Source organism: Halomonas sp. SS10-MC5, assembly GCF_015992245.1.
GTDB lineage: Bacteria > Pseudomonadota > Gammaproteobacteria > Pseudomonadales > Halomonadaceae > Halomonas > Halomonas sulfidoxydans.
Genome location: NZ_CP065435.1, coordinates 1,508,505 through 1,534,880, shown reverse-complemented (window position 1 = coordinate 1,534,880; position 26,376 = coordinate 1,508,505). Strand labels below are relative to the sequence as shown.

Sequence of the window (26,376 nt, the reverse complement as noted above, 5' to 3'; positions counted from 1 at the left end):
CCGCTTCCCTGCCCCTCACCGCTCTTACCGCCCTTTCCCCCGTCGACGGCCGCTACGCCGGCAAGGCCGAAGCGCTGCGCGAGCACTTCAGCGAGTTCGGCCTGATCCGCGCCCGCGTCACGGTCGAGATCCGTTGGCTGCAGCGTCTCGCCGAGCAGGGCGGCATCGTCGAGGTGCCGCCGCTCTCCGCCGAGGCCACCGCCTTTCTCGAGGCCATGATTCGCGACTTCTCGCTGGCCGACGCCGAGCGCATCAAGGAGATCGAACGCACCACCAACCACGACGTCAAGGCAGTGGAGTACTTCATCAAGGAGAAGATCGCCGCACAACCCGAGCTGCACGCGATCACCGAGTTCGTGCACTTCGCCTGCACCAGCGAAGACATCAACAACCTCTCCCACGGCGTGATGCTCGCCGACGGCCTCAAGACCCTGCTGCCGGTGATGCACCAGGTAGCCGACGAGGTCGCGCGTCTGGCCCAGGAGCATGCCGGCCTGCCGATGCTCTCGCGCACCCACGGCCAGACGGCAACTCCGACGACGCTGGGCAAGGAGATGGCCAACGTCGCCTACCGCCTGCGCCGCCAGCTGAAGCAGATCGAGAGCGTCGAGATCCTGGGCAAGATCAACGGGGCGGTGGGCAACTACAACGCTCACCTGGCGACCTACCCCGACGTGGACTGGGAGGCCAACGCGCGTACCTTCGTCGAGGGCCTGGGGCTGGCCTTCAACCCCTACACCACCCAGATCGAGCCTCACGACTACATCGCCGAGCTGTTCGACGCCATCTGCCGCTTCAACACCGTGCTGATCGACTTCGACCGCGACGTGTGGGGCTACATCTCGCTGGGCTACTTCAAGCAGAAGACCGTGGCCGGCGAGATCGGCTCCTCGACCATGCCGCACAAGGTCAACCCCATCGACTTCGAGAACTCCGAGGGCAACCTGGGCCTGGCCAACGCCGTTCTCGGTCATCTGGCGCAGAAGCTGCCAATCTCACGCTGGCAGCGCGACCTCACCGACTCCACCGTACTGCGCAACCTCGGCGTCGGCCTGGCCTATGGCCTGATCGCCTATCACGCGGCGCTCAAGGGCATCGGCAAGCTCGAGGCCAACCCGGCGCGCCTGGCCGAGGACCTCGACGCCAGCTGGGAGGTGCTCGCCGAGCCGATCCAGACGGTGATGCGCCGCTACGGCATCGAGAAGCCCTACGAGAAGCTCAAGGAGCTGACCCGCGGCAAGCGCATCGACCAGGCCGGCTTTGCCGCCTTCATCGACACGCTCGAACTGCCGGCCGAGGTGAAGGACGAGCTCAAGGCGCTGACGCCGGCCACCTACGTCGGCAACGCCGAGGCCCAGGCCCGCCGGCTCTGATCCCAACGGCCACTGAGGAGGGTGCCGCCATGGTCAAGCTGACCAAGATCTACACCCGCACCGGCGACAGGGGCGACACCGGCCTCGGCGACGGCACGCGCGTGGCCAAGCACGACCCGCGCGTCGAGGCCTTCGGCAGCGTGGACGAGAGCAACGCCGTCATCGGCCTGGCTCAGCTTCACGCCGAGGGCGAGCTGCACGACCTGCTGGCCCGAGTACAGAACGACCTGTTCGACGTCGGCGCCGACCTGTGCACGCCGGAGCAGGAGGCGCCGGCGTACCCGCCGCTGCGGGTCACGACGGCCCAGGTGGAGTATCTCGAGGGCAGAATCGACGCCTGCAACGCCGAGCTCGCCACCCTGCGCTCCTTCATCCTGCCGGGCGGTACGCCGCTGGCCGCTCACCTGCACCTGGCGCGCACCGTGGTCCGACGCGCCGAACGCGAGGTCACGGCACTGATGACCGGGCAGACGGTCAACCCCGAGGTGCTGCGCTACCTCAACCGGCTCTCCGACCTGCTGTTCGTGCTCGCGCGGCGGGCCAACGGCAACGGCGAGCGCGACGTGCTTTGGGTGCCCGGCGCCAACCGCTGAGCCCCGCACGCCGCGATACGCTACCATTATCCCTTTCCCCCGCAGGGCCGCCAACGGCGCCCCTGCGGCTCTTCGTGCCTTCTGCCGAATAGCGAGACACCATGCCAAGCAACGCCCCTCTCAGCCTGCTCGGTGGCCTCACGCCTGCCGAGTTCCTGCGTGACTACTGGCAGCGCCAGCCGCTGCTGATCCGCGGTGCCCTTGACGACTTCGAGAGCCCTCTCGACCCCGACGAACTGGCCGGGCTCGCCTGCGAGGAGGGCGTCGAGGCACGCCTGGTGGAAGAGGCAGGACCCGACGGCCCGTGGCAGGTCAGCCATGGCCCCTTCGACGAGGCCGTGTTCGGCGAGCTGCCCGAGCGCGACTGGACCCTGCTGGTGCAGGCCGTGGACCACTACGTGCCCGAGGTGGCCGAACTGCTCGACCATTTCGATTTCCTGCCGCGCTGGCGGCTCGACGACGTCATGATCAGCTACGCCCCGCCGGGTGGCAGCGTCGGCCCCCACGTCGACCAGTACGACGTGTTCCTGATCCAGGGCCTCGGCAGGCGTCGCTGGCAGCTCGGCGGCAAGGTGTCCGACGACGCCCCGATCATTCCCGGCATCGATCTGCGCATCCTCGAGCGCTTCGAGGTCGAACCCGGCGACGACTGGGTGCTGGAGCCGGGTGACATGCTCTACCTGCCACCGGGCTGGGCGCATCACGGCATCAGCCAGTCCGACGACTGCATGACCTACTCGGTGGGTTTCCGCGCGCCTTCGGCGGACGAAGCGATCACTTCCTTCGCCGACTACCTCGGCGAGCAGTTGCCCCCCTCGCTGCGCTACGCCGATGCCGGCATGGCGCCGCCCGCCGACCCGACGGAGCTCGACGATGCCGCGCTCGAGCGCATGCGCCACCTGATCCTGGCCACCCTCGACGACCCGGTCCAGCTCGCCCAGTGGTTCGGCCGGGTGATGACCCAGCCCAAGTACGTCGACCAGTTGGTGCCCAGCGAGGCCCCGACGGACGTCGATGAGCTTGTCGCCTTACTACAGGAGGGGGAGGAACTCCTGCGCAGCCCCGGCTCGCGCTTCGCCTGGCGTGCCCTGGGCGAGCATCGCGCCACCCTCTTCGCCGACGGCGACGGAGTCGAATGCACCCTGCCCTTGGCTCGGGCCGTGGCCTCGGAGACTCCTCTCGATGCTGAACTACTGGCGCACGAGGGAGCCGCCGAGCTGTTTGCCACATTGCTCGATGCCGGCAGCCTGACCTGGCCCGACGAGGAGGAGTAACGCGTGGACGACCCCATCGAGATACACGAAGGCAGTTGGGCCGAGCTCGGTGACCAGGCCGGCGAGATCCGCCGCGTGGTCTTCATCGAGGAGCAGCAGGTGCCCCTGGAAGAGGAGTGGGACGGTCGCGACGACGCGTGCCGCCACTTCCTCGCCCTGCGCGGCGAGGCGCCCCTCGGCACCGCCCGGCTGCTGCCCGACGGGCATATCGGCCGTGTGGCCGTGCTGCGCGAAGCGCGCGGCCTGGGCGTCGGCGCGGCGCTGATGCGGGCCGCCATCGAGGCGGCGCACCGCCTGGGTCATGACCGGGTCGAACTGGCCGCCCAGACCCATGCCCTCGCCTTCTACGAGAACCTGGGCTTCGTGGCGTTCGGCGAGGTCTTCCTCGACGCCGGAATTCCGCACCGCAACATGCGCCTTACCCTGAAAGATCGTTAGTGGCCCAAGCTTCCTTCCGGCGAAATTCGACTACAGGAAAAGGTGCCGAACGTTTGCTCCTGTAGTCGAACTACAACCCTTCTTTCCCCCAAGTGATGATTGTCCAGACCAGGAGGCACGGGCATAGTGGTGTCATGACAGCGTTAAAACACCTGTTCGGTAGCAAGCGAAAAAACTCCCGACCCGATCCGTTTTAACGCCGACTCGGATTCGACCAAGGCCGTAGAGACAATCCCTGTCAGCTGGTTGAATCTGGTAACACTTCGCAGCTGCAGCATAACCCGGCCCGGCCGGCCCGATGCAGCTTCAAGCGACCGACGAGGCAGCGAGCGCCGCCGCATGGCAATCGAAGCCGACGACCCCACCTCAGATCGGAAGGATGGCACCATGTCATACAAAGACGACATCAAGGCACTGGCTCAACTGCGCGAGGCCCAGCAGGGCAAGTGGGCGAGCATCAGCCCCGAGAATGCCGCCCGCATGCGCGCCCAGAACCGCTTCAAGACCGGTCTCGACATCGCCCGCTACACCGCCAAGATCATGCGTGAGGACATGGCCGCCTACGACGCCGACAGCGCCCAGTACACCCAGTCGCTGGGCTGCTGGCACGGCTTCATCGGCCAGCAGAAGCTGATCTCGATCAAGAAGCACTTCGGCACCACCAAGCGCCGCTACCTCTACCTCTCCGGCTGGATGGTCGCCGCCCTGCGCTCCGAGTTCGGCCCGCTGCCCGACCAGTCCATGCATGAGAAGACCAGCGTGCCGAGCCTGATCGAGGAGCTCTACACCTTCCTGCGTCAGGCCGATGCCTGGGAGCTCAACCACCTGTTCCGTGACCTGGAAGCCGCCCAGAAGGCGGGTGACAAGGCCAAGGCCGACGAGCTGATCGCCAAGATCGACAACCACGAGACCCACGTGGTGCCGATCATCGCCGATATCGATGCCGGTTTCGGCAACGCCGAGGCCACCTATCTGCTGGCCAAGAAGATGATCGAAGCGGGCGCCTGCTGCATCCAGCTCGAGAACCAGGTTTCCGACGAGAAGCAGTGCGGCCACCAGGACGGCAAGGTCACCGTGCCTCACGAGGACTTCCTGGCCAAGATCAATGCCGTGCGCTACGCCTTCCTCGAGCTGGGCGTGGAAGACGGCGTGATAGTCGCCCGCACCGACTCCCTGGGCGCCGGACTGACCCAGAAGATCGCCGTGACCAAGGAGCCGGGCGACCTGGGCGACCAGTACAACAGCTTCCTCGATGGCGACGAGATCACCTCCGCCTCCGACATCGACAACGGCGACGTGGTGATCAAGCAGAACGGCAAGCTGGTCAAGGTCAAGCGCCTGGCCTCCGGCCTCTACCAGTTCAAGCCGGGTACCGGCGAGGACCGCGTGGTGCTGGACTGCATCACCAGCCTGCAGAACGGCGCCGACCTGCTGTGGATCGAGACCGAGAAGCCCCACGTCGGCCAGATCGCCAGTATGGTCAACCGCATCCGCGAAGTGGTGCCGGACGCCAAGCTGGTCTACAACAACTCGCCCTCGTTCAACTGGACCCTGAACTTCCGCCAGCAGGTGTTCGACGCCTGGGAGAAGGAAGGCAAGGACGTCTCCGCCTACGATCGCGCCAAGCTGATGAGCGCCGAGTACGACGACACCGAGCTTGGCAAGCTGGCCGACGAATGGACGCAGAACTTCCAGCGCGACGCCTCGCGCGAAGCCGGCATCTTCCACCACCTGATCACGCTGCCGACCTACCACACCGCCGCCCTGTCCACCGACAACCTGGCCAAGGGCTACTTCGGCGACGAGGGCATGCTGGCCTACGTGGCGGGCGTACAGCGCCGCGAGATCCGCGAAGGCATCGCCACCGTCAAGCACCAGGACATGGCCGGCTCCAACATCGGCGACGACCACAAGGAGTTCTTCCACGGCGAAGCGGCACTCAAGGCCGGCGGCAAGGACAACACCATGAACCAGTTCGGCTGAGCATGGCGACACGGTAGAACGACTGGAACCCTTGGGAGGCCTCGCGCCTCCCTTTTTTCGTCATGGCCCTGCTCTATATTCTGCTCGCCACCCGGCCGGAAACGGGGGCGTCACATCTTCCTTGTTTTTTGCCGACTTTGACGCAGCGAAGCACGGCACCCCGTCATCCAGTGCTGGTCAAATGTGGCATGGCTGGTTAAGCTAGTTAGCAAACACTGTTTCCATAACCCGGTAACGGCGATGCCACAGGACGGGCATGCCTTGCCTCAGGAGGTGTACATGAAGCGTCTTGTTCCCGTGCTGGCCATTGGCATGTTGACCCTGGCCGGCTGTGCCAACACCTCGACCATGGGCGGTGACGTCTACCGCGGCAACCAGGCCGGAACCGCCCAGACCGTGACCTTCGGCACCATCACCGCGCTGCGCCAGGTGCAGATCCAGGCCGACAGCCGCATGGGCGGCATCATCGGCACCGGCGGCGGGGCCGTGATCGGCGGGCTGCTCGGCAACCAGGTGGGCGGCGGTTCGGGCCGCCAGCTGGCCACCGCCGCGGGCGTCATCGGCGGCGCCGTGGCGGGTAGCGCCGCAGAGGAGTCGGCCAACCGCGTGCGCGCCTGGGAAATGGAGATTCGACGTGACGACGGCCAGAACGTCGTGATCGTGCAGAAAGCCGATCGCCCCTATCAGGTCGGCCAGCGCGTGCGCATGATCGGCAGCGGCGCCAACGTCAGCGTGGCGCCTTACTGAGTCCGGCTGCACGAGGGCCGCTACAGCCCCCGTCGCGAAAATACGAGAGGGCCCGCAGCCTGCTGCGGGCCCTCTCTACATGTCGGCCGCCAATCCAGGCGGCCAGCCGCTTCTCAGTGGAAGTTGGCCTTGCCCATGGCCCAGCCGGCCACCTTCTTGACGATCAACGCCAACACGGCAATGACGATCGCGGTGAGCAGCATGTCGATGGGGCGCACCAGCGTCGTGGCACCCAGCACGGCGAGCGCCACGGACCAGACCCAGCGGTTGTCGTCGTCGCTCTTGATGACGCGCGGGATCACCTTGTTCAAACCAGCGCTGACGGACGTCTCCCACATCTTGATGCTGAAGAACAGGATGAGGACAAAGGCAATCAACCAGATCACGATTTCGGTCATGGATTCGCTCCAGGCAGAGGTTGGCTAGGATCGGACAGGAAAGGAATCCCGCTAGGGTAGCCGTGGGGCCATGAGGGCGCAACCACGCCAAAAGGCGTGAATGACGCTCAGGGCAAGGCTCGGCAAGCTGAAAAAAACGCATCCCCCCTGACAGTGCGGATGTCGCGCGTTACCATAGTGTCTACATGCTCTCACCGAAAGGTTCATCAATGCAGATTGCGCAGAATTCCGTTGTCGCGTTCCACTATACCCTGACCAACGATGCAGGTGAGGTGCTGGACAGTTCGGAAGGCCGTCAGCCGCTGACCTATCTCCACGGCGCCGGCAACATCATTCCCGGGCTCGAGAAACAGCTCGAAGGCCGTGAGGCCGGCGAGAAGCTTAACGTGACCGTCTCTCCCGAAGAGGGCTACGGCGAGGTTCAACCCCAGCTCGTCCAGGAAGTGCCGCGTGACGCCTTCCAGGGCGTCGAGTCCGTGGAACCGGGCATGCAGTTCCAGGCCCAGACCCAGGGCGGCCCGCTGATGGTCACCGTGACCAAGGTGGAAGGCGATACCGTGACGGTCGACGGTAACCATCCGCTGGCCGGGCAGAAGCTCAACTTCGACGTCGAGATCTCCAACGTGCGCGAAGCCAGCCAGGAAGAGATCGAGCACGGCCACGTGCACGGTGAAGGCGGCGTCGAGCACTGAGTCGTCGAGTCCTCGTGCGAGCGGTTCCGAAGGGGCAGCCAAGGCTGCCCCTTCTGTCGTTCGGGTCCTGGCCTATGGGCTCGGCGGCGCCTAACCCTTCACCTCGAGGCCGCGCAGGGTGCGATAGCCTCCCCATAGCCGGGTGAAGGTGGTGATCAGGCAGGCGACGGCGAAGAGCGTGGCCAGCCAGGCGAAGTGACTCGGCAGCAGGCAGAAGAGCACGAAGGCCAGGATGGTCTCGGTACCCTCGGTCAGGCCGTGCAGATAGTAGAAGGCCTTCTGCTGGAAGCGCGGGCGCTCGAGTCCGTGGCGGGTCGCCATGATGGCGAAGGCCAGGAACGAGGTGCCGGTGCCGATGAAGGCGAACAGTAGGAAGGCCGCTGCCAGCGCATTGGCATCCGGGTCGGCCAGCGCGAAGCCGAGCACCACGGCCGCATAGAAGACGAAGTCGAGGCCGATGTCGAGAAAGCCGCCGGCATCGCTGGCACGGCCCGCGAGCCGGGCCAGGGCGCCGTCCACCCCGTCACCCAGGCGATTGAGAAGGATCGCCACCAGCGCCGCCAGGTACCACTCCAGGGCCAACAGCGGCAGGCTGAGCATGCCGATGCCGAAGGCCACCAGGGTGACCTGGTCGGGCCGGGTTCCCCAGCGCATGAGTCGCCGGGCGATGAGCGCCAGCGGCGCCTGCGTCAGCGGCATGGCCCAGCGGTCAAGCATCCTGCCTCCTCGTCTCCCCCTTGGTCTCCCGTGGTGTCTCGGCCCCCGCCGCCACGGCTCCCCGGCGCCAGGCGAAGTATTTCTCGAGCCAGCCCAGCAGACGCTCGGGCTTGTGGGCGTTCTTCCATACTCCTGCCGTGGCCTTGGCCGCCTCCGACCAGGTGGGATAGGGGTGCACCGTCCCCAGCAGCTTGTTCAGGCCGAGGCCGTGGGTCATCGCCAGGGTGAACTCGGCCAGCAGCTCGCCGGCGCCCTGCCCCACCACGCTCGCCCCGAGGATGCGATCCTTTCCCGGCACCGTCAGTACCTTGACGAAACCCTCGGCCCGGCCCTCGGCGATGGCGCGGTCCAACTCTGCCAGTTCATAGCGGGTCACCTCGAAGTCGATGCCGCGGGCGCGCGCCTCGCCCTCGCTGAGCCCCACCCGCGCCACCTCCGGCTCGGTGTAGGTCACTGCCGGCAGCGCCCGGTAGCTGACGCGGAAGCGCTTGAGCTCGCCGAACAGCGCATTCACCGCGGCATGCCAGGCCTGGTGGCCGCTGGCGTGGGTCAACTGGAAGGGGCCGGCCACGTCGCCGCAGGCCCAGACGTTGGGCAGCACGCTCTGCAGGCTCTCGTCAACGGCCAGGGTGCCGTCCGCACGCGTTTCGACGCCCAACGCCTCGAGCCCCATGCCGGCCACATTGGCCTGGCGCCCCACCGCGACCAGCAAGCGATCGAAGGGCAGCCGATGCACTTCGGCTTCGCCCGAGGCCAGGCGACGCTCCACCTCCAGCGCATGGCCACCATCGGCATCCGCGTTCGGTACCACGCGCACGGCGCGGGTGTCGAGCCATAGCTCCAGCCCATCCTGCTCGAGCCGCAACCGCAGCGTATCGGCAGCATCGTGGTCCTCGCGGGGCAGCAGCTGGGGCCCCATCTCGACCAGACTCACCCGGCTGCCCAGGCGGGCGAAGCTCTGGCCCAGCTCGCAGCCGATGGGGCCGCCGCCCAGCACCACCAGCCGCTCTGGCAGGGCCTCGAGCTGCCACAGATTGTCTGACGTCAGGATCTCAATGGCCTCGAGCCCGGGCAAGGGCGGCACCTTCGGCCGCGCCCCACTGGCGATGATCACGTGCCGCGTGGTGAGCACTCGCTCGCCCGTATCGCCGTTCACGCATACCCGCCACGGATCCAGGAGACGGGCCTCGCCGGCCAGTACCTCGACGCCGAGCCCCTCGTAGCGCTCACGGCTGTCGTGGGGTTCCACCTGGCGTATGGCACGCTGCACGTGCGCCATCACCGCGCCGAAATCGACCTGCGGCTCGCCGGCATGGATACCATAGCGACCGGCTCCGCGAATGTCTTCGGCTACCCGTGAGGCGCGGATCAGCGCCTTCGACGGTACGCAGCCGGTGTTCAGGCAGTCGCCGCCCAGCCGGTCACGCTCCACCAGCACCACTCGCGCTTTCACTGCCGCCGCTATGTAGCTTGCCACCAGCCCCGCCGAGCCGCCGCCGATCACCACGATGTCGTAGTCAAAGCGCGCCGGGCGGCGGTAGCGGCGCGCCAGGCGCCGACGCTTGGCAATGGCCACCAGGCCGCGAGCCAGCCATGGAAACAGGCCGATCAGCACGAACGAGCCGATCAGTCCCGGCGAGAGGACGCCGGAGAGCGATTGCAGGTTGCCGAGTTCGCGCCCGGCATTCACGTAGACCGCCGTGCCCGGCAGCATGCCCAGCTGGCTGACCCAATAGAAGGTCCACAGGCGCATGCGCGTCAGCCCCACTACCAGGTTGATGACGAAGAAGGGAAACAGCGGGATCAGGCGTAAGGTGAAGAGGTAAAAGGCGCCTTCGCGGCGGATCCCGGCATTGATGCGCTCGAGTTGCACGGCAAAGCGCCTCTCCAACGGCCCCCGGGCCAGGGTTCGGGCGATCAGGGCGGCCAGGGTGGCGCCCAGGGTGCTGGCAAAGGAGATGATCAGAAGCCCCCAGCCGAGCCCGAACAGCGCGCCGCCGAGCAGGGTCAACAGCGTGGCACCGGGCAGCGACAGCGCCGCCATGATCACGTAGAAGAGAATGAAACCGCCCACCACCGTGAGCGGATCATCGGCCAGCCAGGCCTGGAAGCGCACCTGCTCGGCCTGCAGGTTGGCCAGCGTCAGCGCCTCGTTGGCACCGCTGAGAAAGTAGGCGGCTACGATGGCGACCAGTACCAGTACGAGCAGTAGACGACGATGCCTCACGGGCGACTCCCGGGATTGGAGGTACACTTTAAACAGAGGTTATACGGAACCTGTGTCGTCGGACAGCTTCCAACCTTACACTCTGCAACGCCAGCAACGAGGTGGGTCATGATGATCGGGAAACGCAACATCTTGCCGTGGATACCGTTTCTACTGGTGATGCCCGTCGGCAAGGGCCTCGCGGACGAAGCGACGGCCAGCGCCGTGTTCGGCGGTGGCTGCTTCTGGTGCGTGGAGGAGGCCTTCGACAAGGTCGAGGGCGTGGTCTCGACCACGTCCGGGTTCAGCGGCGGCCACCTCGAGAACCCCAGCTACCGCCAGGTGGTCGACGGCGACACGGGACACGCCGAAGTGGTTCGGGTGGAGTACGACCCCGCCGAGGTCGACTACGCCGAACTGCTGCACGTGTTCTGGCGCAACGTCGATCCCTTTGCCGTCGATCGCCAGTTCTGCGACAAGGGCGAGAGCTACCGCAGCGTGATCTATACCGCCAGCGCGGAGGAGCGCGAACTGGCCGAGGCCACGCGCGCCGAACTCGCCGAGCGCTTCGACAGGGAGATCGTCACCGAGATCAGCGATTTCGAGGCGTTCTATCCCGCCGAGGAGTCCCATCAGGACTACTACCGCAAGAATCCCGTGCGCTACAACTTCTACAAGTCGGCCTGCGGCCGCGAGGAGCGCCTGAAGGAGATCTGGGGCGACGAGGCAGGCGGCCTAGCGGGCCATTGACACCCGCCCCGGACAGCGTTCGCTGCGCCATAGCCACAGCGCGATGGCGAGCGTGACGCCGAGCAGCAGCCAGGAGCCGATGGCCACGCCGAACCAGCCCCCGCGCTGCCAGAACGGCTCGAGCCAGAAACCGCCGAGACTCGCCCCCAGATAGTAGAAGACCAGGTAGAGCGCCGAGGCGCTGCCCCGCGCCCGCTGCGCCTGGCGGCCGACCCAGCTCGAGGCCATGGAGTGGGCCAGGAAGAAGCCTACCGCGTTGATGGTCAGCCCGGCGACGATCCAGGCCAGAGAATCCGCCAGGGTGATCAGGGTGCCGCCCATCAGGATCAGCACCCCCAGCGCCATGCAGGCCGGCTGGCTGAGGTGCCGCGTCAGGCGGCCCGAGAGTGCCGAGCTCAGGGTACCGCCCAGGTAGGTGAGGAAGATCATGCCCAGCCAACGGGCGCCCAGCCCGAACGGAGCATCGGCCAGGCGGAAGGTGATGTAGCTGTACTGGTTGATGAAGATCAGGAAGTTGATGCCACCCAGCAGGTAGGCGGCCAACAGCAGCGGGTGGCGCAGGTGCCCGCCCAGGTCCGCCAGGGCACCGCGCAGCTCGAAGCGGCGCGGCGTGAACTGACGCGGCGCCGGCAGCAGCTTCCAGAACAGCGCCACCCCGGCCAGGGTCACCAGGCCCACCGTCAGGAAGCCGGCGCCGGCCCCGCCGATCTCGCCGACGCCACCGCCGATCAGCCGCCCGCCGATGCCGCCCAGAGTATTGGCCCCGATGTAGAGGCCTACGGCCGCCATCAGCGCCGGGCGGTCGAACTCGTCGCCCATCCAGGCAATGGCCACCGCCGGCAACCCACCGAGCACGAAGCCCTGCACCAGGCGCACCGCCAGCAGCGTCTCGAAAGTGGGGGCGAAGGCCAGTGCCAGCGAGCACAGCCCGGCGAGCAGCAGCGTCACGCGCATGATCCCGCCGCGGCCGATGGCGTCGGACAGCGGGCCGAAGACCAGCAGCGCGCCGGCGAGCGACAGCGTGGCGACCGACATGACCAGGCTGACCCCCAGGGTCGACACGCCATACAGCTGACGCAGCTCCGGCAGCAGCGGCTGCGGCGCGTAGAGGTTGACGAAGACCAGGATGGAGCCGAGGCAGAGCGCCAGGGTGGCGCGCCACCAGGCGCGGGAGCGAGCGACGATCATGCGGCCACCTGAGCGGAATGGAGCTGTCGGACATGATCGGGCATGGCTTATGATAAGCCAAACAGAATTATACGATGGCTACCATCTGCTCAGCTTATCGAGGAGCACCATGTCCCTCCCCTTCGACCTGCGTGCCCTGCGGGTCTTCGTCACCGTCGCCGACCGAGCCGGCTTCAGCGCCGCGGCTCGCGAGCTCCACGTGGCCCAGTCGGCGGTCAGCCAGACCATCGCCAACCTCGAGCGCCAGCTGGAGCTGACGCTGTTCCACCGCCACGAGCGACGCATCGCGCTGACGCCCGAGGGCACGGCTCTGTATGCCCACGCCCGAGAGCTGCTGACGCGCGCCGAGACCGCCCAACTGGCCATGCGCGAGCTGCATGGGCTGGTCAAGGGCGAAGTTCGCATCGGCATACCCTCGATGCTCGGCTCCTACTACTTCCCGCCACTGCTGATGGGATTCAAGGCGCGCCATCCGGGCATTCGTCTGACCGTGGTGGAGGCCGGCGCGCGGCGCTTGCAGAGCATGATTGCCGGCGGCGAGCTGGACCTCGGCGTGGTCATCGACGACGACCAGAGCCGCCATCTGGAACGGCGCCACCTGACGCGGGAGGAGATGGTGGTCTGCGTGCCGCGCTCGCACCCCTTTGCGCGGCGCAGCCGCGTGAATGCCTCCGAGTTCTTCCAGGAGCCGCTGGTGCTGTTCCAGGACGGTTACTTTCATCGTGAGTTCGTCGACGCGCTCTCACGCCAGACCGGCCTTGCCGCCAACATCGCCTTCCAGTCGAACCTGATCCCCCTGACCAAGGCGATCGTGCGCCAGGGCTTCGGCATCACCACCTTCCTGCGCCGGGTGGTCGACGAGCCGGAGCTGGCCGCGGTCTCCTTCGACACCCCGGCCTGGCTCGACCTGTCGCTGGCCTGGGCGCGGGACGCCTACCTGTCGCGGGCGGAAAGCGCCTTCGTGGAGTACGTCATCGCCCATCGCGAAGTCTTGTGAGAGCGAAGCGCCAGCGCTGACGCGTCTTTAACGCTAGCGAGCGATGGATGGGAACTGGGCAGAGCGCCGAGCGCAGGCGCTTCTCAGCCTTCGTCGGGCTCGATGACGCGCTGCGCCAGGGTGGTGGGCTCCAGGGTCCGGCGCGCCTGCCAGTAGTAGCGCTGCCAGTAGCTGTTGTCGAGCTCGGAGAGCATCACCCCCTGTGAGGTGGAGGCGTGCAGAAAATAGCCGTCGCCGACGTAGATGCCAACGTGGTCGTAGCGCCCCGGCGGGCGGAAGAAGACCAGATCGCCAATCTGCAGCTCATCGCGGGAAATTTGCGTGCCCTCTCGCACCTGCTCGCCGGTGGAGCGCGGCAGCTGCAGGCGGAAGGTTTCGCTGAAGATGGCCTGGACCAGCGCGGAGCAGTCGATCCCGTTGCGGCCGGTGCCGCCAATCCGGTAGGGCGTGCCGGCCCAGCGCTCGTGCTGCGCCAGCAGCGCCTCGCGCACCAGCTCGGGCGGCGGATTGTGCAGACTGCTCACGCGCAGGATGGGGTTGTCCACCGGGGACATCATCGGGTTGGAGGAAGACGACATGCCGGGTAGCTGTCGTGCAAAGTAGTCGTCCGGCGCTTCCAGCGACGATGTCGATGGCCCTGCACAACCGGACAGCAACGCCAGCGACATACCGAGCACAGCGATACGACTCGATCCCGTGGCCAACATCTTGCAAGGTCCTCTATCCCTGAGCCGCACGCACTCCCGGGTCGGGCGACAAGCCCTACCTGCTACTCGGGGAGGATCGCTGTGGCAGTGGTGCCTGGCCATTTCGCTGCCCGTACCACTGCCAGAGCGGCCTTGCGCCGGCTCGCGACGATTATTCACGTGAAGGCTTCCCTCAGGAAGCCATCTCATCAAACCCGCTGACTATAAACCACACTTCCTGATCAGGGCGAGCCTAATGTAGCGTCTTGACGTCGCCCGGTAGCGTGTCGATATGCATCGGCGCCCAGTGGCGCGGCCTGGCACCGGGGAAATCCAGGCTCGCCCAGGGGCCGGCCAGCGGCGGTGCTCCCGAGAGCCACGCGACCAAGGCCTGGCGAAAGCCGTCGAGGAAGCTCTTGCGCTCGGAGGTCTCGCCCATGAAGAAGGAGAACCCGGCGTAGAGGCCGCGGGCGTACGCCTCCCAACTGCCGTAGTGTTCTGCCGCCAGCGCATGGGCGCGCTCCAGCACACGGCTGAAAGCGGTGCCATCCAGCCAGCCGAGCTGGCGCCCGGCAATCGCCAGGTCCACCGCCTGGGCCACGTCCCAGGCGGTCATGTCCAGTTCGTTGCAGCCATCGGTGTTGTCGCGCACCCGCTGCAGGCGCAGCAGGTGGGTGCGATCCTCCTCGCTGCAGTCGCCGCTCTCCAGCATGGCGATCTCCGAGGCCAGCCGCTGGGTATTGAGCGTATAGGGAGCGTAATTGATCTGGTACTCCTGGCGGTCGCCCGCCTCGAGCAGGAAATCGAGGAACTCGTGCAGTTCGGCTTCGCCGTGCAGGCCGTAGTGGCCATCGATCCACTCGCGAATCGAGACCGCTTCCCGCTCGCTCTCGACGTGCGGCTCGCTCCAGGCGGCACTGTTGAGCGGGCCCACCAGCGCCATGGCGGTGAAGCGCGACAGTGTCGGGCGCGGGCCGGGCTCGCGCCACTGGGACGAATGCCAGTCGAGCCAATGAAACGGACTCCCCGGATCGTCCAGGTGCCAGCGGATCTCGTTGATCAGCGGCGGATGCTCGCCTTCCGGCAACAGGCGCTCCCACTGCGACCAGGCCTCAAGCAGACGACGGGCATCGGGGTAGAAGCGACACAGCGTGCCGCGCAGCGCCTCGGCCAGGGCCTCCAGCGCCTCGCCATCGAATGCCTCGCTGTCCATGGCCATCTGGAGATAGAAGGCGTACTTCTCGGCCATGTGGATGGTCGCCGCATGGCGGCTGCCCTGCTTCAGCGCCACGAGGCTTTCCCGATCTTCAGCTTCGGGCCGCCCAAACGGGGTGGTGGCGGCGGGCAGAGCGCCGTGGGCGGCGTCGGCCGCCAGCTGGTTGAGATGGTGCGCCTGGGCCGGCAGCCAGTAGCGAGCCAGCGCCTCCACGCCCTCGTCGGGGTGGAGCCCGAGAGTCTCGTCGAGGTAGCGCAGGGCCTCGCCACGCCGCTCGACGGCAACCGCCACGGGAGGCCCCTGGCGCATGCCGAACTCGGGCTCGCGCACCGAGGCCAGCGCCAGCACCCAGTGCCGCGGCGGGCGCCGCCAGGCCAGGATCGAACGCCGCGATGACTCCCGCTCCTCCTCGCTCAGCAGCTGTTGCAGCGGTGCCCGCCAGGGGCTGACGGGCGAGTTGAGCAGAAGATTCCAGTCCCGCTGCATGTCGGGCAATCGATCCTGCCCCTCGAACAGGCTGCAGCCGCGCTGATAGGCCCGCGCCAGCGCCGACCAGTCGCTGTAACGGCGCAGCACCAGGTCGGCGCCATGGCTGGCGAAATCGCGGGCCTCGGTCACGTCGAGCCAGCCCGCACAGGCACCGGCCCAGGCCAGGTCGACCAGCCGCAGCCAGTCCCAGGCAGCCCATTCCAGCGGCTCACCGCGCTCGATGAAGGCCAGCAGCACCCGGCCGTAGTCGCGCTCGGCGCTGGCGAGCCCGTCGAGCCAGGCCTGGCGTTCGTCGCCCGAGGCCGCCAGCAGGCGCGTGGCATCGAGATCCCAGCCTTGGCGATGGCCATAGCCCGCCAGCCACAGCAGGCTCTGCACCAGCCCCGCGCGGTCGTCGATCTGCCAGTAGCGCCACAGCCACTCCTTGGCGTCGGGCCAATCCACCTCGCCAGGCGGCACTTCCACCACCGGGGCAAAGGCCGCCCGCAGGCGCCAGCCATGGGCGTGGGGCGCATCGGGCCAGAGCGAGAGGGATTTGTCCTGGCGCTGCAGGGCTACCCACTCGGTCAGGGTGTCCCAGGTCACGCCCTCTCCGTCACGTTCGAGCACGGCCAACGCCTCGCAGGCCTCCCAGAAGCCATCGTCTCCGCGCACCCAGCCCTCGGCACTCTTGGCGTGTCGCAGCGCCCCGAGCCAGCTCTCCAGGTTGGGGTATTGGCGAGTGATCTCGTCGGTCAAGCGCACCAGCCAGTTGCGCAGACGCGATTCGCTGAGCCAGCCGGCCGATCCTGCCAGGGCGAGCAGCTCGAGCGCCGCCAACAAGCGTGCCGGGTCGGCAGTGCCGGTGCCAAAGGCCTCGACCAGACGCCAGCCCAGCTCACCGCGATCGTTGACGCCCAGCGCCTGCAACCTGGCGCTGGCCGCCTGGACCTCGATCGTGTCGGGTTCGGGCTCGAAGGCCCAGTCGCACAGGACCAGCTGTTGAGCCCACCAGGCGTAAAGGGGATCGACCAAGTCTCACCTCGACGTTCAACCACAGAGAATGATGCAGCACTGCCGCACCGGGGAAATCGGCGCCTAGTGTAGCGGAAAGCGCGGCGCACGCCGATGGCTCTAGGCGGCAAAAAAAGCATTGCGGGCCGGCGAGCGGATGCTTGGCGAAACGTTTTAAATAATGCACACTCGCCAAACAAGATAATCAACACCCCGGAGCCTCCATGTCACTTCCTGCCGAGATCTTCATCGACAAGGCCTATATCGACGGCCAGTGGTGCGACGCCGAGCGCCGCTTCAGCGTGACCAACCCCGCTACCGGCGAGACGCTGGCCCGCGTGCCCGACCTCACCGCGGACGATGCCCGCACTGCCGTGGCCGCGGCCGAAGCGGCCTGGCCGGCCTGGCGCCGCCTGCCGGCCAAGCAGCGCGCCTCCCTGCTGCGCGCCTGGTTCGACGCTATCATGGCCCATCAGGAACCGCTGGCGCGGCTGATGACGCTCGAGCAGGGCAAGCCGCTGGCCGAGTCCCGCGGCGAGGTGGCCTACGGCGCGTCGTTCGTCGAGTTCTATGCCGAGGAGGCCAAGCGCATGGCGGGCGAGACCCTGCCGAGCCACGGTGCCGACAAGCGTATCCTGGTCTTTCGCGAGCCGATCGGCGTGGTCGCGGCCATCACCCCGTGGAACTTCCCGCTGGCGATGATCACGCGCAAGTGCGCCCCGGCACTCGCCGCCGGCTGCCCGGTGGTGATCAAGCCCGCCGAGGCCACGCCGCTGACCGCTCTGGCGCTGGCCAGGCTGGCCGAGGACGTCGGCTTCCCCGCCGGCGTACTCAACGTGGTCACGGCGAGCCGCCCCGCCGAGATCGGCGAGGTGCTGACCACCGATCCGCGGGTGCGCAAGGTCTCCTTCACCGGCTCCACGCCGGTGGGCAAGAGGCTGCTCGCGCAGTGCGCCGGCACGGTCAAGAAGGCCTCCATGGAACTCGGCGGCAACGCGCCCTTCATCGTCTTCGACGATGCCGACCTGGACGCCGCGGTCGAGGGGGCGGTGGCATCTAAGTACCGCAACTCCGGCCAGACCTGCGTGTGCACCAACCGCCTGCTCGTCCAGTCCGGCGTGTATGACGCCTTCGTCGACAAGCTTGCCGCCCGCGTCGCTCAACTCAAGGTCGGCAATGGCCTCGACGACGGCGTGGTGCAGGGGCCGCTGATCAACCCGGCCGCGGTGGACAAGGTCCAGTCCCACATCGCCGACGCCCTGGAGAAGGGCGGCCGGCTGGTGTGCGGCGGCGAGCCCCATGCACTCGGCGGCACCTTCTTCCAGCCCACGGTGATCGCCGACGTCACCGACGCGATGCGCGTGGCCCGCGAGGAGACATTCGGCCCACTGGCGCCGGTATTCCGCTTCGACAGCGACGACCAGGCCATTGCCATGGCCAATGCCACCGAATTCGGCCTGGCGGCCTATTTCTACGCCCGCGACTACCGCCGTATCTGGCATGTCATGGAGGGGCTGGAATATGGCATGGTGGCGGTCAACGAGGGCATTCTCTCCACCGAGCTGGCGCCCTTCGGCGGCGTCAAGGAGTCGGGCCTGGGACGCGAGGGCTCGCATCACGGCCTGGATGAATTCACTGAACTAAAATACGTCTGTGTCGGCGGCCTTTGATCGCCCGCAACGTCCAAGCAGAAGGGAGGCAAGATGAACAACGCACAGCTCAACGAACTCAAGCAGCGCTACGTGGCCAACGGCGCCGCCAGCCCCGCCACCCAGTTCGCCGACCGCGCCGAGAACGCGCTGATCTGGGACGCCGATGGCAATCGTATCATCGACTTCGCCGGCGGCATCGGCGTGCTCAACATCGGCCACCGCCATCCCAAGGTGGTGGAAGCGGTCAAGGCCCAGCTCGACCGCGTGATGCACACCTGCCAGACCGTGATGCCCTACGAGGGCTACGTCAAGGTGGCCGAGCGCCTGAGCCAGGTCACGCCCGTGCGTGGACACGCCAAGGTGATGCTGGCCAACTCCGGCGCCGAGGCGCTGGAGAACGCGGTCAAGATCGCCCGCGCCGCCACCGGCAAGAACAACGTGATCTGCTTCGACGGCGGCTACCACGGCCGCACCTTCATGACCATGGCCATGAACGGCAAGGTCGCGCCCTACGCCAGCGACTTCGGCAGCATGCCGGGCAACGTCTTCCGCGCCCCCTATCCGGTGCCCTACCACGGCGTCAGCGAGGACGAGGCGATCCGCGGCCTGAAGATGGCGATCAAGACCGACGCCAATCCCCGCGACACCGCCGCCATCGTGCTCGAGCCGGTGCTCGGCGAAGGCGGTTTCTACCCGGCCCCGGCCAGCTTCCTCAAGGCGATCCGCGAAATCTGCGACGAGCACGGCATGCTGATGATCGTCGACGAGGTGCAGTCGGGCTTCGGCCGTACCGGCAAGCTGTTCGCCATCGAGCACAGCGGCGTCGAGCCGGACATCATCACCATGGCCAAGAGCATGGCCGACGGCATGCCGATCTCCGCCGTGGTGGGTACCGACCGGGTGATGGACGCCTCCGGCCCCAACTCGCTGGGCGGCACCTATACCGGCAACCCGCTCTCCTGCGCGGCCACCCTGGCGGTGCTCGACGTGTTCGAGGAAGAGAACATTCTCGAGAAGAGCATGGCCCTGGGCGACAAGCTGGCCAAGCGTTTCAGCCAGTGGCAGAGCGACTTCGACTGCGTCGACAACGCCCGCCACATGGGCGCCATGGCGGCCATCGACCTGGTATCGGACAAGAGCCAACACACGCCTGATGCCGACCTGGCCGCCGCGCTGTGCAAGAAGGCCCGCGAGAAGGGGCTGATCCTGCTCTCCTGCGGTCTCTACGGCAATACCATCCGCTTCCTGATGCCGGTCACCATCGAGGACGAGATCCTCGAGGAAGGCCTGGACATCGTCGAAGCCGCGCTCAAGGAGCTGGTCGGCAGCAAGGCCACCGCCTGATCTTGCGTGCAGTAAAAAATACGCCCGCCGGCAGTCGATGCCGGCGGGCGTTTTCACGAGTGTCGTCGAGCGCTATAGGCTATCAGGCTGGAATATCATTCGCTTTTGCGTCACGTGCCCATACCCGATGCTGCCCCATGGCGTCGCGCAGTGGCGCGAAGACATCGTCCACCGTGGCAGCGGTCAGCACGCCCTCCTCGCCGGTGGGCACGTCCGCCGCATCCAGCAGCAGCTTGCCCTCGCCCACGGCGGCGATCGCCTTGAGGTGCTTGTAGGCCTCCTGCACGTAGTAGCGCCCCTGCCCCGACCGAGCCAGCGCATCCACGCTGTCGCTGCCGCCGGGCACGACCACCGCATCCACCGCCACCGAGGGCATGCCGTTGAGCATGGCATCGGGCGTCACGCTATTACCGCCAGCCGCCGTTACCGGCGCCATGCTCGGCGCGATCACCATACCTTGGGCGCCTTCGGCCTCGAGCGCTTTCTTGAGCGCTTCGACCTGATCGCCATTGACTCCGTTAGCCACCAGGATCGCCACCTTGCGGTACCTGATATTGCCGGGCAGGCGCGCCATCAGGCTCAGTGCGGGCGACTCCAGCTGCGAGCTCTTGCCCAGTTCCTCGGGCGGCGCCGGCTTGGTGCTCGGCGCCTCGATACCGTGGTTCTCACCGACCCGGCGGGCCAGCTCGAGATCGATATTGGGCAGGATCTCCCTGATCACGCGCTCGCGGATCCAGGGGCGCTGCACCTTGGAGAGCTCGAAGGTGTAGGCGGCGATGATGTGCTCCTTCTCCACCTCGGTCTGGCTGTTCCAGAACAGCGTGGCCTGGGAGTAGTGATCGCCGAACGACGGGCTGCGGGCGCGAATCTTGCGGCCATCGACGCGCTCCTGATAGGACTCGAAGCCGCCGTTTTCGGGCGCCGCCGGGGTCTCGCTGGGCCAGCCGCCGTCGATGGAGTTGGGCTCGTAGGAGGCCTGGCCCTTGTTGATGGTCTGGCGGTGCATCGCGTCGCGCTGGTTGTTGTGGAACGGGCACACCGGCTGGTTGATCGGGATCTCGTGGAAGTTGGGCCCGCCCAGGCGCAGCATCTGCGTATCGAGGTAGGAGAACAACCGGCCCTGCAGCAGCGGGTCGTTGCTGAAATCGATGCCCGGCACCACGTGGGCCGGGTTGAAGGCGACCTGCTCGGTCTCGGCAAAATAGTTGTCGGGGTTGCGGTTGAGCACCATCTTGCCGATCGGCGTGACCGGCACCTGCTCTTCGGGAATGATCTTGGTCGGATCGAGGAGGTCGAAGTCGAAGCTGTGCTCGTCCTCCTCCTCGACCACCTGGATGCCGAGTTCGTACTCCAGGAAGTCGCCGTTCTCGATGTCCTCCCACATCATGCGGCGGTTGAAATCGGGGTCGCGCCCCCATAGCTTCTGCGCCTCGTCCCAGATCAGCGAACAGGTGCCGGCCAGCGGCTTCCAGTGGAATTTGACGAAGCGCGCCTTGCCCTGCCGGTCGATCAGGCGGAAGGTGTGAACGCCGAAGCCCTCCATGTTGCGGTAGTGGCGCGGGAAGGCGCGGTCGGACATGGTCCACAGCACCATGTGGGTCGATTCCGGCATCAGCGAGACAAAGTCCCAGAAGGTGTCGTGGGCCGATTGTCCCTGGGGGATCTCGTTGTGCGGCTCAGGCTTCACCGCATGGACGAAGTCGGGGAACTTGATCGCATCCTGGATGAAGAATACCGGCATGTCGTTGCCCACCAGGTCCCAGTTGCCCTCGTCGGTATAGAACTTGGTGGCGAAGCCGCGCACGTCGCGCACGGTGTCGTTGGAGCCGCGCGAGCCCTGGACGGTGGAGAAGCGCACGAACACCGGCGTCTTCTTCGCGGGGTCTTGGAACAGGCTCGCCTTGGAATACTGAGCGGCGTTGTCGTAGGGCTGGAAATAGCCGTGCGCCGCCGCGCCGCGGGCGTGCACGATGCGTTCGGGGATGCGCTCGTTGTCGAAGTGGTTGAGCTTCTCGCGGAAGATGAAGTCCTCGAGCAGCGTCGGCCCCCGCTCGCCCGCCTTCAACGAGTTGTGGTTGTCGGCAATGCGGGTGCCGTGGTTGGTGCGCAGGTCGTGGCCGGTGGCATCGCTGCGATACTGCTCCAGGCTGTCCGACTTGCTCTTCGCGTCGGTCTTGAAGCCGGTGTCGTTGGGTTTGCCGCTGTTGGGCGTGGTGTAGGGATTGTTCGCCATGCTCGTGCTCCTTCAGCCAGTGTGGATCCTTCCTCCCTCGTGTACGTGGCGCTCCGCCTGAAAGGTAGCCCCGCCCTCGTGGGTCGCCAATCGCCTCAGGCTATAGCAACAAAAGAAAACATTAATCGGGTTATGCCCCGTCCGGTGGCGGTCGATACTGGTTAGCCGAACGAGGCGGCGCGCCGCCACGAGCCATGGCAAACCGAGGAGCGAGTCGATGAAAAGGATGACGACCACCGGCCTGATCGCCCTGTGCCTGCTGGGCACGAGCCAGGCGCATGCGCAGGATGGCCGCATGACGCTGGGTGCCGTTGCCGGCACCACCGGCGCGGGCGCCGACCTGGCGTGGCGCTTCAGCGAACGCCTGGGCGTCTCTGCCCGCTATACCGGCGGGCTGGACTGGAACACCGACTACCGCACCGACGACGTCGACTATGACGGTGACGTCAACCTGGCGGCCAGCAAGCTGACGCTGGACTATTACCCCTTCGCCAGCGGTTTCTTCCTCAGCGCCGGCCTCATGCTGCCCGATATCGATGCCGACGTGGTGGGCCGGCCACGCAATGGGTCCTATGCTTTCAATGGCCGCACCTACGATGCCGAACTCTTGGGTACCCTGCATGGCAAGGCGACCCTCGTCGACGGCGTACAGCCCTACGCCGGCCTCGGCTGGCGTCAGGCGCATCGCAGCGGCTTCGGCGTCTTCGCCGAGATCGGCGTGATCCCCACCGATCCGGACGTGTCGCTGAGAACCTCGGAGGGATTCGAAGACATGGACAATCCGCTGTCGGCCCAGCTGCGTCAAGAGATCCGCCAGGAGGAGCAGCGTCTCGAGGACGAAGCCAACGAGTGGCCGATCTACCCGGTGGCGGTCGTGGGGGTGAGCTACACCTTCTGATGCCACACTCATCACGAACGAATCGGCCCGGGCAACTGCCCGGGCCGATTCGTCTCATGCCACCGAAACTAGGATTGTCGGATCTTGGAAATGATCCATAGCAGCACTACCGCCCCCACCGTGGCCGTGACCAGCGAGCCGATGAAGCCGCCGGCCTGGAGCCCCAGCAGGCGGAACAGGAAACCGCCGATCACCGCCCCGACGATGCCCACGCCGATATTGGGCAGAATGCCGAAGCCGCCGCCGCGCATGATGTTGCCGGCGATCCAGCCGGCCAGCCCACCGATGATCAGCCAGGCGATAAGTCCCATGTCGTCTCTCCTCTCCTTTTGATCGATGCGGTCTCGATTGAGCACCTCGATAGTGCCTGAGCGCGACTTTCCTGCAAAGCGTAGCTCAGAACGACGAACCGGGCTGCTCCAGGAACGCCAGCTCCTCCTCGCTCGACTCCCGCCCCAGGATGGCGTTGCGGTGCGGATAGCGGCCGAAGCGCAGCAGAATGTCGCGGTGCAGGTGCTCGTAGCGCAGGTTGTCCTCGAGCCCGGGCTGGTCGAACAGCCGCAGCGCTTCGCCGTGGATCGCCAGCGACTCGCTGTGCATGTAGGGCATGTAGAAAAAGCGACGCCAGCCGACCTCCAGCTCGCGGTCGCAGCCCTGGGCCACGGCCTCCTGGGCCAGCACCAGCGCCATGGCATCCTGGGCGAAGGCGCGTGAATCGTCGCGGAAGAGGTTGCGCGAGAACTGGTCGAGCACCAGGATCTCGGCCAGCCGTCCGCGGGGTGTATCGCGCCATTGCCACAGCTCGCCGGCCGCCGCCGCATCGTGCAGGGCGGCGAAGCGATCGCGGATCGTCCCGTCGAGCCCGGCATCCTTGCGAAACCACTGGGCCGGCTCGAGCTCCTCGAACCAGAAGGCGATGACCGCATCGCGGTCGGGCAGTCTCGCGTCCATGTCGTGTCCTCGTCGCGTGGGCTGCTGATATCATGCCCCTGCACTTCGCGTTTTTCACCTTTCACGCGCCACGGGAGCTGCCATGACGCCCATGCTCGGCATGTTCACCTTCGTCTTCAATCTCGTCGGCCTGGTGATCTGCCTCGTCGGTCTGACGCTCGCCCAGCGCTTGGAGAAACGCTGGCCGGGCTATGTCCTGGCCGGGCTGGGCTTCTTCATTGCCACGATACCGATCTGGGCCCAGTGGCTGATGGCAGCATGACCCGCCACCGATCATGTCCTTATCGGTGGGATATTCGTCGTTGCAGACCTGCCCCGCTCGGTCGAGACTGAGCCTGACTCGTCGTGGGGATCGTCATGTCGCGCACCGTCGTCCTTCTCGCCTACCCTGACTGCCAGCTGCTGGATATCAGCGGCCCCTGGCAGGTCTTCGCCTCGGCCAACGACGTGAGCGGACGGCCGCTCTACCGTCTGCACCTCGCCGCCGATGCGCCGGGCAGCGTGGCGACCAACGGTGGCCTGCCGCTGCAGGCCGACATCGCCTGGCGCGAGCTCTCCGCTGTCGGACCCGTGGACACGCTGCTGGTGGCAGGGGGGCGTGGCGTACTGGCGCAGCAGCAGCATACGGGGCTGCTCGATGCCCTGGGCGAACAGTCACGGCGAGTACGCCGGCTGGGGTCGATCTGCACCGGCGCCTTCCTGCTCGCCGCGGCCGGCCTGCTGGAGGGACGCCAGGCCACGACCCACTGGCGACACTGCGCCCAGCTGGCCAGCGAGTATCCCACGATCCAAGTTGTGCCCGACGCGCTCTACGTCGAGTCGGCGGGACGCTTCACCAGTGCCGGGGTCACCGCCGGCATCGATCTGGCCCTGTCGCTGCTCGAGGCCGACCACGGTAGCGACCTGGCCGGGCGGGTCGCTCGCGAGCTGGTACTGTTCCTGCGCCGACCCGGCGGCCAATCCCAGTTCAGCGAGGTGCTGGCCAGCCAGCACCGCACGAGGGGCTCGCTGCGTCGCCTGCTCGACCGCATCCACGCCGACCCCGCCGCGCCGTACAGGCTGGAGACGCTGGCAGAGTCTATCGGGGTCACACCGCGACACTTGTCGCGCCTATTTCGCCAGCAGCTCGCCACCACGCCAGGCGCCTACCTGACCCGCCTGCGGCTGGAGCAGGCCCGCCAGGCGTTGGTCGCCAGCGAGCAAGCGCCGCCGCTGGAGCGCCTGGCCCGCCAGTGGCGGTTGGGTGGCGCAGAGCAACTGCGACGATTGTTCCAGCGCCACTACGGCGTTTCCCCCACTCTGTACTATCAACGCTTCGGCCCCGGCGGCCGAGCTTTGCCCACTTTCCGCTGAGGAATGCTCTGCCCGGGAGGCTGCCATGCCCTTCAATGTCACCTTGCTCTCGCTGTGCCAGGCGCTGCTGGTAAGCGGCAACATCCTGCTGATCGCGGTCTCGCCGCTGATCGGCGCGCGCCTCGCGCCCGACCCGGCCTGGTCCACGGCGCCGGTCGCCACCCAGTGGCTGGGACTGATGTGCGCCACCATTCCCGCTTCGCTGATCATGGCGCGGCTGGGGCGCAAGCGCGGCTTCCTGCTGGGCAACCTGCTGGGGCTCATCGGCGTGGCGGTGGCCGCCCAGGCCCTGGTGGCCGAGGCCTTCTTCCCGTTCATGCTGGGCACCTGGCTGATCGGCATCGGCATCGGCTTCGGCCAGCTGTACCGCTTCGCCGCGGTGGAAGCCGCGCCCCTGGCGCTGCGCGACCGCGCCATCGGTCTGGTCATGGGCGGCGGCGTGCTGGCCGCCTTCTTCGGCCCGTGGCTGGCGCGCATCAGCCGCGAGGCGGCCACCACCCCTTTTCTCGGCAGCTTCCTCGGCCTGGGCGCGCTCTACCTGGTGGCGCTGCTGGTGCTGCTGGCGACCCGCCTGCCGCCGCCCGAGACGACCCACGGCGACGGCAGGCCGCGGCCGCTCGGTGAGATCGTGCGCCAGCCGGTGTTCCTGGTGGCGGTGCTCTCGGCGCTGATCGGCTATGGCGTGATGAACCTGGCGATGACTGCCACCCCGCTGGCGATGTCCGGCGCCGGCCATCACTTCGATCATGTCGCCACCACGATCCAGTGGCACGTGCTGGCGATGTTCCTGCCCTCGTTCGCCACCGGCCACCTGACGGCGCGCTTCGGTGCACCGTGCATGATCGCCACGGGCTGCGTACTACTGGCGGCGAGCGGCCTGGCCGCCCAGGTCGAGGCGGGCGTGGCGGGCTTTCATTTCGCCCTGATCCTGCTCGGGCTGGGCTGGAACTTCACCTTCCTGCCCGCCACCGGCCTGCTGACCGAGGCCTACCGGCCGGTGGAGAAAGCCCGCACCCAGGCTGCCAACGAGTTCCTGGTCTTCTCCACCGTGGCCGTCACCGCGCTGCTGGCGGGCCCCTTGGTCAACCTGCTCGGCTGGACGCTGCTCAACGCGCTGCTGGTGCCGCTGTCGCTGGTACCCATTGCGCTATTGGCTTGGCAGCGCCTTGCCAGACGCCGCCAAGACCCTCACATTAGCGGCTGAC

Annotated in this window: 24 protein-coding genes; 15 read left to right on the top strand and 9 right to left on the bottom strand. The window is 67.0% G+C overall.

Annotation, left to right across the window (positions count from 1 at the left end):
• Positions 1-8: 8 nt before the first annotated feature.
• From purB to I4484_RS07265, 6 genes are all read left to right on the top strand, one after another.
• Entirely contained in the window at positions 9-1,373 is a 1,365-nt protein-coding gene (gene purB / locus I4484_RS07290) for an adenylosuccinate lyase (RefSeq protein WP_197450957.1), read from the top strand.
• A 29-nt stretch (positions 1,374-1,402) separates the two neighbouring features.
• Entirely contained in the window at positions 1,403-1,966 is a 564-nt protein-coding gene (locus I4484_RS07285; protein WP_197450307.1) for a cob(I)yrinic acid a,c-diamide adenosyltransferase, read from the top strand.
• 101 nt (positions 1,967-2,067) lie between these two features.
• A complete protein-coding gene (locus I4484_RS07280) occupies positions 2,068-3,240 on the top strand; it encodes a cupin domain-containing protein (protein WP_197450306.1) in 1,173 nt (390 codons plus the stop codon).
• A 3-nt stretch (positions 3,241-3,243) separates the two neighbouring features.
• Positions 3,244-3,678, top strand: a complete 435-nt coding sequence (locus tag I4484_RS07275; protein ID WP_197450305.1) for a GNAT family N-acetyltransferase — start codon at positions 3,244-3,246, stop codon at positions 3,676-3,678.
• 387 nt (positions 3,679-4,065) lie between these two features.
• Complete coding sequence (locus tag I4484_RS07270) at positions 4,066-5,661, top strand: isocitrate lyase (RefSeq protein ID WP_197450304.1); 1,596 nt, start codon at positions 4,066-4,068, stop codon at positions 5,659-5,661.
• A gap of 279 nt (positions 5,662-5,940) precedes the next feature.
• A complete protein-coding gene (locus I4484_RS07265; protein ID WP_197450303.1) occupies positions 5,941-6,408 on the top strand; it encodes a glycine zipper 2TM domain-containing protein in 468 nt (155 codons plus the stop codon).
• A gap of 113 nt (positions 6,409-6,521) precedes the next feature.
• Here the strand turns inward: I4484_RS07265 and I4484_RS07260 are convergent, their stop codons facing one another.
• Positions 6,522-6,806, bottom strand: coding sequence for a hypothetical protein (locus tag I4484_RS07260; protein WP_197450302.1), 285 nt, complete (start codon positions 6,804-6,806; stop codon positions 6,522-6,524).
• 209 nt (positions 6,807-7,015) lie between these two features.
• Between I4484_RS07260 and I4484_RS07255 the strand changes: the two genes are divergently transcribed.
• The gene (locus tag I4484_RS07255; RefSeq protein ID WP_197450301.1) at positions 7,016-7,498 is read left to right on the top strand and encodes a peptidylprolyl isomerase; all 483 of its coding nucleotides are present in this window, start codon (positions 7,016-7,018) and stop codon (positions 7,496-7,498) included.
• A gap of 90 nt (positions 7,499-7,588) precedes the next feature.
• On the opposite strand, the gene I4484_RS07250 is transcribed toward I4484_RS07255, so the two are convergent.
• Positions 7,589-8,215, bottom strand: coding sequence for a CDP-alcohol phosphatidyltransferase family protein (locus tag I4484_RS07250; protein WP_197450300.1), 627 nt, complete (start codon positions 8,213-8,215; stop codon positions 7,589-7,591).
• Positions 8,208-10,442, bottom strand: coding sequence for an FAD-dependent oxidoreductase (locus I4484_RS07245; protein ID WP_197450299.1), 2,235 nt, complete (start codon positions 10,440-10,442; stop codon positions 8,208-8,210). Before I4484_RS07245 ends, I4484_RS07250 begins: the two co-directional genes overlap by 8 nt.
• A gap of 108 nt (positions 10,443-10,550) precedes the next feature.
• On the opposite strand from I4484_RS07245, the gene msrA reads away from it, so the two are divergent.
• Positions 10,551-11,171, top strand: coding sequence for a peptide-methionine (S)-S-oxide reductase MsrA (msrA, locus tag I4484_RS07240; protein WP_234283522.1), 621 nt, complete (start codon positions 10,551-10,553; stop codon positions 11,169-11,171).
• On the opposite strand, the gene I4484_RS07235 is transcribed toward msrA, so the two are convergent.
• Entirely contained in the window at positions 11,157-12,359 is a 1,203-nt protein-coding gene (locus tag I4484_RS07235; protein ID WP_197450298.1) for an MFS transporter, read from the bottom strand. The two genes, msrA and I4484_RS07235, sit on opposite strands and share 15 nt — an antisense overlap.
• 109 nt (positions 12,360-12,468) lie before the next feature.
• Between I4484_RS07235 and I4484_RS07230 the strand changes: the two genes are divergently transcribed.
• The gene (locus I4484_RS07230) at positions 12,469-13,356 is read left to right on the top strand and encodes a LysR family transcriptional regulator (RefSeq protein ID WP_197450297.1); all 888 of its coding nucleotides are present in this window, start codon (positions 12,469-12,471) and stop codon (positions 13,354-13,356) included.
• A gap of 83 nt (positions 13,357-13,439) precedes the next feature.
• On the opposite strand, the gene I4484_RS07225 is transcribed toward I4484_RS07230, so the two are convergent.
• Complete coding sequence (locus tag I4484_RS07225; RefSeq protein WP_197450955.1) at positions 13,440-14,024, bottom strand: C40 family peptidase; 585 nt, start codon at positions 14,022-14,024, stop codon at positions 13,440-13,442.
• Positions 14,025-14,295: 271 nt separating this feature from the next.
• Entirely contained in the window at positions 14,296-16,761 is a 2,466-nt protein-coding gene (locus I4484_RS07220; RefSeq protein ID WP_197450296.1) for a DUF1266 domain-containing protein, read from the bottom strand.
• A 203-nt stretch (positions 16,762-16,964) separates the two neighbouring features.
• Here I4484_RS07220 and I4484_RS07215 point away from each other — a divergent pair, with 203 nt between their 5' ends.
• On the top strand, positions 16,965-18,410 hold the full coding sequence (locus I4484_RS07215; RefSeq protein WP_197450295.1) for an NAD-dependent succinate-semialdehyde dehydrogenase: 1,446 nt from the start codon (positions 16,965-16,967) through the stop codon (positions 18,408-18,410).
• Positions 18,411-18,443: 33 nt separating this feature from the next.
• Positions 18,444-19,736 (top strand): 4-aminobutyrate--2-oxoglutarate transaminase, encoded by a 1,293-nt coding sequence (gene gabT / locus I4484_RS07210; protein WP_197450294.1) that lies wholly within the window; start codon positions 18,444-18,446, stop codon positions 19,734-19,736.
• Between the two features lie 82 nt (positions 19,737-19,818).
• Here gabT and katE read toward each other — a convergent pair whose 3' ends face one another.
• A complete protein-coding gene (katE, locus tag I4484_RS07205; protein ID WP_197450293.1) occupies positions 19,819-21,969 on the bottom strand; it encodes a catalase HPII in 2,151 nt (716 codons plus the stop codon).
• Between the two features lie 217 nt (positions 21,970-22,186).
• Here katE and I4484_RS07200 point away from each other — a divergent pair, with 217 nt between their 5' ends.
• A complete protein-coding gene (locus I4484_RS07200) occupies positions 22,187-22,867 on the top strand; it encodes a hypothetical protein (protein WP_234283523.1) in 681 nt (226 codons plus the stop codon).
• Positions 22,868-22,935: 68 nt separating this feature from the next.
• Here I4484_RS07200 and I4484_RS07195 read toward each other — a convergent pair whose 3' ends face one another.
• Positions 22,936-23,178, bottom strand: coding sequence for a GlsB/YeaQ/YmgE family stress response membrane protein (locus I4484_RS07195; RefSeq protein ID WP_197450292.1), 243 nt, complete (start codon positions 23,176-23,178; stop codon positions 22,936-22,938).
• Between the two features lie 85 nt (positions 23,179-23,263).
• Complete coding sequence (locus tag I4484_RS07190) at positions 23,264-23,818, bottom strand: DUF924 family protein (protein ID WP_197450291.1); 555 nt, start codon at positions 23,816-23,818, stop codon at positions 23,264-23,266.
• 82 nt (positions 23,819-23,900) lie between these two features.
• Here I4484_RS07190 and I4484_RS07185 point away from each other — a divergent pair, with 82 nt between their 5' ends.
• From I4484_RS07185 to I4484_RS07175, 3 genes are all read left to right on the top strand, one after another.
• Positions 23,901-24,080 (top strand): hypothetical protein, encoded by a 180-nt coding sequence (locus tag I4484_RS07185; protein WP_197450290.1) that lies wholly within the window; start codon positions 23,901-23,903, stop codon positions 24,078-24,080.
• 95 nt (positions 24,081-24,175) lie between these two features.
• Entirely contained in the window at positions 24,176-25,171 is a 996-nt protein-coding gene (locus I4484_RS07180) for a GlxA family transcriptional regulator (protein ID WP_197450289.1), read from the top strand.
• A gap of 25 nt (positions 25,172-25,196) precedes the next feature.
• Positions 25,197-26,375, top strand: a complete 1,179-nt coding sequence (locus tag I4484_RS07175; RefSeq protein WP_197450288.1) for an MFS transporter — start codon at positions 25,197-25,199, stop codon at positions 26,373-26,375.
• Position 26,376: the final 1 nt, after the last annotated feature.

What these genes read in the sequence shown, in the direction of transcription:
- I4484_RS07255 (WP_197450301.1), top strand. Translation starts at nt 7,016, where the DNA reads ATGCAGATTGCGCAGAATTCCGTTGTCGCGTTCCACTATACCCTGACC.
- I4484_RS07175 (WP_197450288.1), top strand. Translation starts at nt 25,197, where the DNA reads ATGCCCTTCAATGTCACCTTGCTCTCGCTGTGCCAGGCGCTGCTGGTA.
- I4484_RS07270 (WP_197450304.1), top strand. Translation starts at nt 4,066, where the DNA reads ATGTCATACAAAGACGACATCAAGGCACTGGCTCAACTGCGCGAGGCC.
- gabT (WP_197450294.1), top strand. Translation starts at nt 18,444, where the DNA reads ATGAACAACGCACAGCTCAACGAACTCAAGCAGCGCTACGTGGCCAAC.
- I4484_RS07190 (WP_197450291.1), bottom strand. Translation starts at nt 23,818, where the DNA reads ATGGACGCGAGACTGCCCGACCGCGATGCGGTCATCGCCTTCTGGTTC.
- I4484_RS07195 (WP_197450292.1), bottom strand. Translation starts at nt 23,178, where the DNA reads ATGGGACTTATCGCCTGGCTGATCATCGGTGGGCTGGCCGGCTGGATC.
- I4484_RS07200 (WP_234283523.1), top strand. Translation starts at nt 22,187, where the DNA reads ATGAAAAGGATGACGACCACCGGCCTGATCGCCCTGTGCCTGCTGGGC.
- I4484_RS07265 (WP_197450303.1), top strand. Translation starts at nt 5,941, where the DNA reads ATGAAGCGTCTTGTTCCCGTGCTGGCCATTGGCATGTTGACCCTGGCC.
- I4484_RS07260 (WP_197450302.1), bottom strand. Translation starts at nt 6,806, where the DNA reads ATGACCGAAATCGTGATCTGGTTGATTGCCTTTGTCCTCATCCTGTTC.
- I4484_RS07280 (WP_197450306.1), top strand. Translation starts at nt 2,068, where the DNA reads ATGCCAAGCAACGCCCCTCTCAGCCTGCTCGGTGGCCTCACGCCTGCC.
- katE (WP_197450293.1), bottom strand. Translation starts at nt 21,969, where the DNA reads ATGGCGAACAATCCCTACACCACGCCCAACAGCGGCAAACCCAACGAC.
- I4484_RS07180 (WP_197450289.1), top strand. Translation starts at nt 24,176, where the DNA reads ATGTCGCGCACCGTCGTCCTTCTCGCCTACCCTGACTGCCAGCTGCTG.
- msrA (WP_234283522.1), top strand. Translation starts at nt 10,551, where the DNA reads ATGATGATCGGGAAACGCAACATCTTGCCGTGGATACCGTTTCTACTG.
- I4484_RS07185 (WP_197450290.1), top strand. Translation starts at nt 23,901, where the DNA reads ATGACGCCCATGCTCGGCATGTTCACCTTCGTCTTCAATCTCGTCGGC.
- I4484_RS07215 (WP_197450295.1), top strand. Translation starts at nt 16,965, where the DNA reads ATGTCACTTCCTGCCGAGATCTTCATCGACAAGGCCTATATCGACGGC.
- I4484_RS07225 (WP_197450955.1), bottom strand. Translation starts at nt 14,024, where the DNA reads ATGTCGCTGGCGTTGCTGTCCGGTTGTGCAGGGCCATCGACATCGTCG.
- I4484_RS07250 (WP_197450300.1), bottom strand. Translation starts at nt 8,215, where the DNA reads ATGCTTGACCGCTGGGCCATGCCGCTGACGCAGGCGCCGCTGGCGCTC.
- I4484_RS07285 (WP_197450307.1), top strand. Translation starts at nt 1,403, where the DNA reads ATGGTCAAGCTGACCAAGATCTACACCCGCACCGGCGACAGGGGCGAC.
- I4484_RS07235 (WP_197450298.1), bottom strand. Translation starts at nt 12,359, where the DNA reads ATGATCGTCGCTCGCTCCCGCGCCTGGTGGCGCGCCACCCTGGCGCTC.
- I4484_RS07230 (WP_197450297.1), top strand. Translation starts at nt 12,469, where the DNA reads ATGTCCCTCCCCTTCGACCTGCGTGCCCTGCGGGTCTTCGTCACCGTC.